Below are 7,958 nucleotides of genomic sequence, written 5' to 3'. Positions count from 1 at the left end.
TAATTTTCAAAAACAGCTGCCGAACTTAGAACTTGTCCGCCAATTACGATAATTTTAAAACTGGCTTTTGATGATACTAATGCATCAATTAACCATTGTATTTGTGTTTCTCCTAAAAGTACTTTATCACCGGTTAATCTGTCGTTTGGAGATTTAAAAAAACGATTGTCTAATAAAAATACTTCTGCATCGCCCCAATTAAAACAAGAATAAATACCTTCGTTTTGATTGGGATTCATTCCGTACGATTTATTTGCCCAAAAATCTTTAAACGCTTGTTGCGTTTCATATTTGTAATAAAAACCTCTATCGCCATCATTTGGTCCAAAATCGTGATCGTCCCAAATGGCAAAATTTTGAGTTTTTGCTAAAAGCGCTTGCATTTCTTTAATTTTTCTTGAATACGTGTAGCGATGATGAATACCTGTTTTACTGTCGTAATCTGCTTCACGTAAATAAATATTATCACCACCCCAAATCATAATATCTGGATTCTTTTTAGCAATACTTTCAAAGATGGAATAATTAGAACCGTAGGGTTTTCCTGGTCTGTCTAACGCTTCTTCACTTATGTAGGCACAACTTCCTAAAGCAATAGTAAAATCAGGCGCTTTTTCACGAAATTGCCATAATTTTTTAGAAGAAAAAGAGGTTTCGTAAGGCAAAATTATTTTTTTGTTATCCAAATAAACCTCATAATTATATTTTTTACCTGGCTGTAACTTATCTAAAACAATATGACAAGTAAATGCATTATCTTTTGAAGTTGTATACTTTTCGCTTTTAAAAACATCTGTAACATTATCTACAGCATAATAGGAAATATAAACTGTAGTTGGCTTTTCCGTTTGAAGCCAAATTAGGGCTTCTTTCATTTCACAATACCCAACCATAGGTCCAGATTGTAAATTATTTTGTGAAATAAGTGTTACGGAATACAATAAAAAAGCAAGAATAAATCGCATAATTTTTTTTGTAAAAATAAGAAAATAGAATAGATTTTATGTTAAGATATAATTACTTTTAAAACATTAGTCTAACAAATGGAAGCCAAGATTGACCATAAATATTATTTTGATTTGCGTGTAGTAAATTAAATCTAACCCCAAAAGTTACGTTTTGTTGCCTATATCCAGCACCAACAAAAACCGCTGTATTCCAAAATGAGTCTTTGCTGCTATTCACTGCATCAAATTTTCTGTTTATTGCTAATTGTTCTATTTCTGCAGAAAGCTGAACATCTTGTATTGGGTGAAATAATCCAATTACACTTCCTCCAAAAATAGTCGATTTATAACCTGTAGCATTATAATTTGATGGATTTGATTCTTGAGCAACATAACTTCCTGAAATTCCTACACCAACGCTTACTGTTTTATTTATATGATAATAACCCGTTGGCGATAAGGAAAAATTCGAAAAGCCATTACCAAAAGCCAATCCTAAACCACCACCAAATTGTACTTTTTGCCAAAAAACAGATTTTGTTTTAGGAATGCTGTCTTGCTGAGAAAACAAGTATGCAGAATTAAAAAAAATAAGGGTATAAAAAAATGTATTTAATAACTTTCTCTTCATTTTCATTATATTTATTACTTATTTGTTAATTTGAAGATAAAAGTATTAATTTCTTTGAATATTTAGCATAAAAGTTTATACTTTTGCATAAAATTTTTTAACCAAATCGTCATTTAGACAGAATTATGGATAGGTTTTCCTTTTTAAACGCAGCACATACTGCATTTTTTGCAGATTTATACGACCAATATTTACAAAATCCAGACAGTGTAGAACCAAGTTGGAGAAGTTTTTTCCAAGGTTTCGATTTTGCTAATGAATTTTCAAATCCAGGTGAGCAAATTGCACATACTGCAAACGGAGCTGTTTCCGGTGGAAATTCAGAACAACTTCAAAAAGAATTTAATGTTTTAAAACTTATAGATGGTTACCGAACACGAGGCCATTTATTTACGAAAACAAATCCAGTTAGAGAAAGAAGGGTGTTTTCACCAACTTTAGCTATTGAAAACTTTGGATTGTCTCAAGCGGATTTAACAACCGTTTTTGATGCTGCAAAAATAGTTAATATGAAGCCAAGCACTTTGGCGGATATTATTAAACATTTAGAAAGTGTGTATTGTTCCTCTATTGGTGTGGAATTTATGTACATTAGAGAACCTAAAGTACAGGATTGGATAAAAAACAGATTAGATATTAACGACAATCAGCCGAATTTTTCAGGTGATGTTAAAAAAAATATATTAAAAAAGTTAAACGAAGCCGTTTCGTTTGAAACCTTCTTACATACAAAATACGTAGGTCAAAAACGATTTTCTTTAGAAGGTTGTGAAGCTGCAATTCCGGCACTTGATGCACTTATTGAAGCGGCTGCAGAAAAAGGTGTTGAACAATTTGTAATGGGAATGGCACACCGTGGTCGTTTAAATGTTTTAGCAAATATTTTTGGGAAAAACACACAAAACATTTTCTCAGAATTTGACGGAAAAGATTACGATGATGATATGTATTTTGATGGTGATGTAAAATACCACTTAGGATTAACATCCGACCGAGTTACAGATTCAGGAAAAAAAATAAACTTAAATTTAGCACCAAATCCATCTCACTTGGAAACCGTTGGTGCAGTAATTGAAGGAATTACAAGAGCCAAACAAGATCGCTATTTTGCAGATGATTTTTCAAAAGTTTTACCTATTGCCGTTCACGGTGATGCTGCCGTAGCCGGACAAGGTATTGTGTATGAAATTATACAAATGGCAAAATTAGACGGATATAAAACAGGCGGAACCATCCATTTAGTAATAAATAACCAAGTTGGATTTACTACAAATTATTTAGATGCTCGTTCTTCAACATATTGTACAGATATTGCAAAAGTAACCTTATCGCCGGTATTACACGTTAATGCAGATGATGCAGAAGCAGTGGTTCACGCGATGTTATTTGCTTTAGATTACAGAATGGAATTTGGAAGCGATGTATTTATCGATTTATTAGGATATAGAAAATACGGTCATAACGAAGGTGACGAACCTCGTTTTACCCAACCAAAATTATACAAAGCTATTTCAAAACATAAAAATCCTCGAGATATTTATGCTGAAAAACTAAAAGCAGAAGGTGTAATTGATGGCACGTATGTTAAAACATTAGAAGAAACATACAAAGCAAAATTAGATGAAAATTTAGAAGAATCTCGTAAGAAAAGTTTAACTGTAATTACACCATTTATGCAAAATGAATGGAATGGATTTGAACAAGTTTCAGATGACGTGATGCTATCAAAATTTGATACAAAATTTGATAAAAAGCAGTTAACTGATATAGCATCAACTATTACAGAATTGCCTTCAGACAAAAAATTCATTAGCAAAATCACAAAATTAATTGGTGATAGAAAAGCAATGTTCTTCGAAAAAGACCAATTAGATTGGGCAATGGGAGAATTATTGGCGTATGGTTCATTAATTACTGAAGGATACGATGTTCGTATTTCTGGACAAGATGTGGAACGCGGAACGTTTTCGCACCGTCACGCCGTAATTAAAGTGGAAGAATCCGAAGAAGAAGTGGTTTTATTAAACGACATAAAAAACAAAAAAGGAAACTTTTATATATACAATTCGCACCTTTCAGAATATGGTGTAGTTGGTTTTGAATATGGTTATGCATTAGCGTCGCCAAACACCTTAACCATTTGGGAAGCACAATTTGGAGATTTCTCTAACGGAGCGCAAATTATGATTGACCAATACATTTCTGCAGGAGAAGACAAGTGGAACAATCAAAACGGATTGGTTTTCTTATTGCCACACGGTTATGAAAATCAGGGTGCGGAACACTCTTCTGCTCGTATGGAACGTTATTTACAAATGTGTGCAAAACACAATATGTACATTGCTGATGTTACTACTCCAGCCAATTTCTTCCACTTGATGAGAAGACAAATGAAAACGAAATTCCGTAAACCGTTAATTGTGTTTTCACCGAAAAGTTTATTGCGTCATCCACAAGCGGTTTCAAGCGCAGATGAATTAGTAAACGGACAATTTCAAGAAATACTTGACGACCCGAATGTATCAGATAAAAAAGCGATTAAATCTTTAGTGTTCTGTACAGGAAAAGTATATTACGATATTATTGCTAAACGTGAAGAATTAGGAAGAAATGATATAGCCGTAATTCGTTTTGAACAATTATTTCCATTAGCAACAGATCAAATTAAAGCGATTATCGATTCGTATCCAAATGTAGATGATTATGTTTGGGCACAAGAAGAACCAAAAAATATGGGTGCTTACGGCTATTTATTAATGAATTTCGATTTAGTAAAATTACGTTTAGCCTCGCCAAAAGCATATAGTGCGCCAGCAGCAGGAAGTTACGAACGCTCGAAAAAACGTCAAGCGAACGCAATTGCTATGGTTTTTGATAAAAAATTATTTCAATAACAGTTATACAACATTAATATAATTTTAGGAAACATTTTATCCTAAAACTAAAAACGAAAGAATATGATTTTAGAAATGAAAGTCCCATCACCGGGAGAATCTATTACCGAAGTTGAAATTGCAACTTGGTTAGTAAAAGACGGAGATTACGTTGAAAAAGATCAAGCTATTGCTGAAGTAGATTCAGACAAAGCTACGTTAGAATTACCTGCAGAAGCAAGCGGAATTATTACGCTTAAAGCCGAAGAAGGTGACGCTGTAGCTGTAGGGCAAGTAGTTTGCCATATTGATACTGCTGCTGCAAAACCAGACGGAGCAACACCTGCGCCTGCTGTTGAAAAAGCACCAGAAGTAAAAAAAGAAGAAGTAAAAGCAGCACCAGTTGCTGAAAAAACATATGCTACAGGAGCACCATCTCCAGCAGCTAAAAAAATATTAGACGAAAAAAACATCAGCCCTTCTGACATTGTTGGAACAGGAAAAGGCGGAAGAATTACTACAGAAGATGCAGCTAACGCTATTCCAGCAATGGGAACACCAACTGGAGGTTCTCGTGGAACGGAAAGAGTAAAACTTTCTATGCTACGTAGAAAAGTAGCAGAACGTTTGGTTGCAGCTAAAAACGAAACGGCAATGTTAACTACTTTTAACGAAGTAAATATGACGCCAATTAATACCATCAGAAACCAATATAAAGACGAATTTAAGGCAAAACATAATGGTCTTGGATTAGGTTATATGTCATTCTTTACAAAAGCGGTTACAAGAGCCTTGCAATTGTACCCAGATGTAAATTCGATGATGGATGGTGACCATAAAGTAGCATTTGATTTTGCAGATATTTCAATTGCGGTTTCTGGACCAAAAGGATTAATGGTTCCTGTAGTTAGAAATGCAGAATTTTTAACATTCCGTGGTGTAGAAGCAGAAATTAAACGTTTGGCTTTACGTGCAAGAGACGGACAAATTACGGTTGACGATATGACAGGCGGAACCTTCACAATTACTAATGGTGGTGTTTTCGGAAGTATGTTATCTACGCCAATTATCAATCCACCTCAATCTGGAATTTTAGGAATGCACAACATTATTGAGCGTCCAATTGCGGTAAACGGTAAAGTGGAAATTCACCCAATGATGTTTGTAGCGTTATCTTATGACCACAGAATTATTGACGGTAGAGAATCTGTTGGTTTCTTAGTAGCTGTAAAAGAAGCGTTAGAAAACCCAATGGAGTTATTGATGGATAACAATCCTAAAAAAGCGTTGGAGTTATAATATAAACCTAACAGGTTTCAAAAACCTGTTAGGTTTGCCAATATATGAAATCCTAAATTCGAAAGAGTTTGGGATTTTTTTTGTTTGTTAACATCTGAAAATTAAAAGAAATTTTTATCTTTGAAAATAAACCCAAAAAATCTACCAAAAATGCCAATTAACAAACAAATAGCAAACGTTATTAAAAAGTCTCTTGCTAAAATTGATTTCAGTAAACTTGAAGAAAAATGCACGAATGAAGCACAAACACGACAATATCTTATAGAGCCAATTATTGAGATTTTAGGTTATAGTAGAATGGATGATATGCTAACTGAAATTAATGCAGGATGGGGTCAAAAAAATGATAAAGCAGATATTGGATTATTAGTCAAAGGTAAAAATCCTGAAATTATTGTCGAATGTAAAAAATATGGCAAATCATTAACTGATAAAGAAGCTTGGCAGTTGAACGGATATTTTATTAATACTCCAAGTTGTAAGTTAGGAATATTAACAAATGGACTTGAGTGGAGAGTTTATAGTGCTGATGAAGCAAACAAAGAAACAAGTCTAAATGTGAATCCCTTTTTAGTATTTAACTTTAATGAAATTAATGATTCATTAATTGATAATTTGTCAAAACTACATAAAAATAATATTGATATTAAAGAGTTATTAGAAGAAGCAACTGATTTTTATTTTCTTCAAGGTTTTTCAAATGCTTTTGCCAATGAATTATATGATCCATCAGACGATTTTATCAAAGCTATTTTTAATAGAATGAATGGTAAAAGAATGACAGATCAAGTTAAATTGAAGATCCGCGAACAAATTAATTCAAATACTATTCAAAATGCTCTTAAAAAAGTAATTGAAGAAGAATCTAAAAACGGAAGTTTAATTATAACGACTGCCGAAGAGTTAAAAATTTATCACACTATTAAAACAATTCTAATTCATAGAAAAGAAATTGATGCAGATAGAATAACCTATAGAGATCAAAAAAATAGTTTTAATATTTTAGTTGATGATAATAACAAAAAAATTATATGTAAAATATTAAATAATCGGAACAATTATTCACTTGAAATTAACGGAATAAAATATGAAGTAAAAGGAATTGAAAGTGTTGTTGCGATGAAGAAAACAATTTTAGATGCCGCAATGATATACTTCCAAAAGTAAAATTTTTAATTATATCATTATATAAAACCTAACAGGTTTTTGAAACCTGTAAGGTTTGCCAATATATGAAATCCCAAATTCAATAGAGTTTGGGATTTTTTTTGTTTCTTTGTTTTTATGAAGAAAACAGAGAAAAAAGCAGCGATTGGTTTTATATTTTTAACCTTAGTAATTGACATTACGGGTTGGGGAATTATTATTCCAGTAATTCCAAAATTAATTCAAGAATTAATTAATGGCGATTTAAGTGACGCCTCCAAAATAGGCGGCTGGTTGCTATTTGCTTATGCATTTACCCAATTTTTAATGTCGCCACTTATTGGGAATTTAAGCGATAAATATGGTCGTCGTCCTATTATTTTGTTTTCACTTTTAGGATTTTCGTTGGATTATTTATTTTTAGCCTTTGCTCCTACCATTACCTTTTTATTTATTGGAAGAATTATTGCCGGAATAACTGGTGCGAGTATTACCACAGCAACCGCATATATTGCTGATATTAGCACACCAGAAAATCGAGCTAAAAACTTCGGAATGATCGGTGCTGCCTTCGGAATTGGATTTATAATCGGACCCGTAATTGGCGGTTTATTAGGGCAATTTGGAGCAAGAGTTCCATTTTATGCCGCTGCTGCATTGTGTTTTATTAATTTCTTATATGGTTATTTTGTATTACCAGAATCGTTACCCAAAGAAAATAGAAGAGATTTAGATTGGAGCAAAACCAACCCCATTCGTGCCATTTTAAATTTAAAAAAATATCCTAAAATATTCGGATTATTTATATCTATTGTATTGGTTTATATTGGTTCGCACGCGGTACATAGCAATTGGAGTTACTTTACGATGTATCAATTTAAATGGGATGAAAAAATGGTGGGTATTTCATTAGGAATCATTGGTTTGTTAGTCGGAATTGTACAAGGGGGGTTAATTCGATGGATCAATCCGAAAATCGGAAATGAAAAAAGCATTATTTATGGTTTAGTGTTATATACTTTAGGGATGTTTTTATTCGCCATCGCTTCAGAAAGTTGGATG

At 32.8% G+C, this 7,958-nt stretch carries 6 protein-coding genes; 4 read left to right on the top strand and 2 right to left on the bottom strand.

The annotated features are described in order from the left end of the window. Together ACIQ11_RS07000 and ACIQ11_RS06995 are read right to left on the bottom strand one after the other, a co-directional pair. Positions 1 to 965, bottom strand: a 965-nt coding sequence (locus tag ACIQ11_RS07000) for an alkaline phosphatase D family protein (protein WP_396153966.1), incomplete at its 3' end; no start/stop codon positions are given. Between the two features lie 58 nt (positions 966 to 1,023). Further along, complete coding sequence (locus ACIQ11_RS06995) at positions 1,024 to 1,578, bottom strand: hypothetical protein (protein WP_396153965.1); 555 nt, start codon at positions 1,576 to 1,578, stop codon at positions 1,024 to 1,026. A gap of 125 nt (positions 1,579 to 1,703) precedes the next feature. Here ACIQ11_RS06995 and ACIQ11_RS06990 point away from each other — a divergent pair, with 125 nt between their 5' ends. From ACIQ11_RS06990 to ACIQ11_RS06975, 4 genes are all read left to right on the top strand, one after another. Beyond that, positions 1,704 to 4,472, top strand: a complete 2,769-nt coding sequence (locus ACIQ11_RS06990) for a 2-oxoglutarate dehydrogenase E1 component (protein WP_396153964.1) — start codon at positions 1,704 to 1,706, stop codon at positions 4,470 to 4,472. A gap of 63 nt (positions 4,473 to 4,535) precedes the next feature. Beyond that, on the top strand, positions 4,536 to 5,750 hold the full coding sequence (gene odhB / locus ACIQ11_RS06985) for a 2-oxoglutarate dehydrogenase complex dihydrolipoyllysine-residue succinyltransferase (RefSeq protein WP_396153963.1): 1,215 nt from the start codon (positions 4,536 to 4,538) through the stop codon (positions 5,748 to 5,750). Positions 5,751 to 5,900: 150 nt separating this feature from the next. Continuing rightward, entirely contained in the window at positions 5,901 to 6,917 is a 1,017-nt protein-coding gene (locus ACIQ11_RS06980) for a type I restriction enzyme HsdR N-terminal domain-containing protein (protein ID WP_353079714.1), read from the top strand. 117 nt (positions 6,918 to 7,034) lie between these two features. Next, on the top strand, positions 7,035 to 7,958 hold a 924-nt coding region (locus tag ACIQ11_RS06975; protein ID WP_396153962.1), incomplete at its 3' end, for a TCR/Tet family MFS transporter.

Origin of the sequence: Flavobacterium sp. (assembly GCF_044361065.1) — a bacterium.
Taxonomy (GTDB): Bacteria; Bacteroidota; Bacteroidia; order Flavobacteriales; family Flavobacteriaceae; genus Flavobacterium.
This window is presented reverse-complemented; position numbering and strand designations above follow the sequence as displayed.

Coding starts and splice junctions, on each gene's coding strand:
- ACIQ11_RS06980 (WP_353079714.1), top strand. CDS start 5,901: ATGCCAATTAACAAACAAATAGCAAACGTTATTAAAAAGTCTCTTGCT.
- ACIQ11_RS06990 (WP_396153964.1), top strand. CDS start 1,704: ATGGATAGGTTTTCCTTTTTAAACGCAGCACATACTGCATTTTTTGCA.
- odhB (WP_396153963.1), top strand. CDS start 4,536: ATGATTTTAGAAATGAAAGTCCCATCACCGGGAGAATCTATTACCGAA.
- ACIQ11_RS06995 (WP_396153965.1), bottom strand. CDS start 1,578: ATGAAGAGAAAGTTATTAAATACATTTTTTTATACCCTTATTTTTTTT.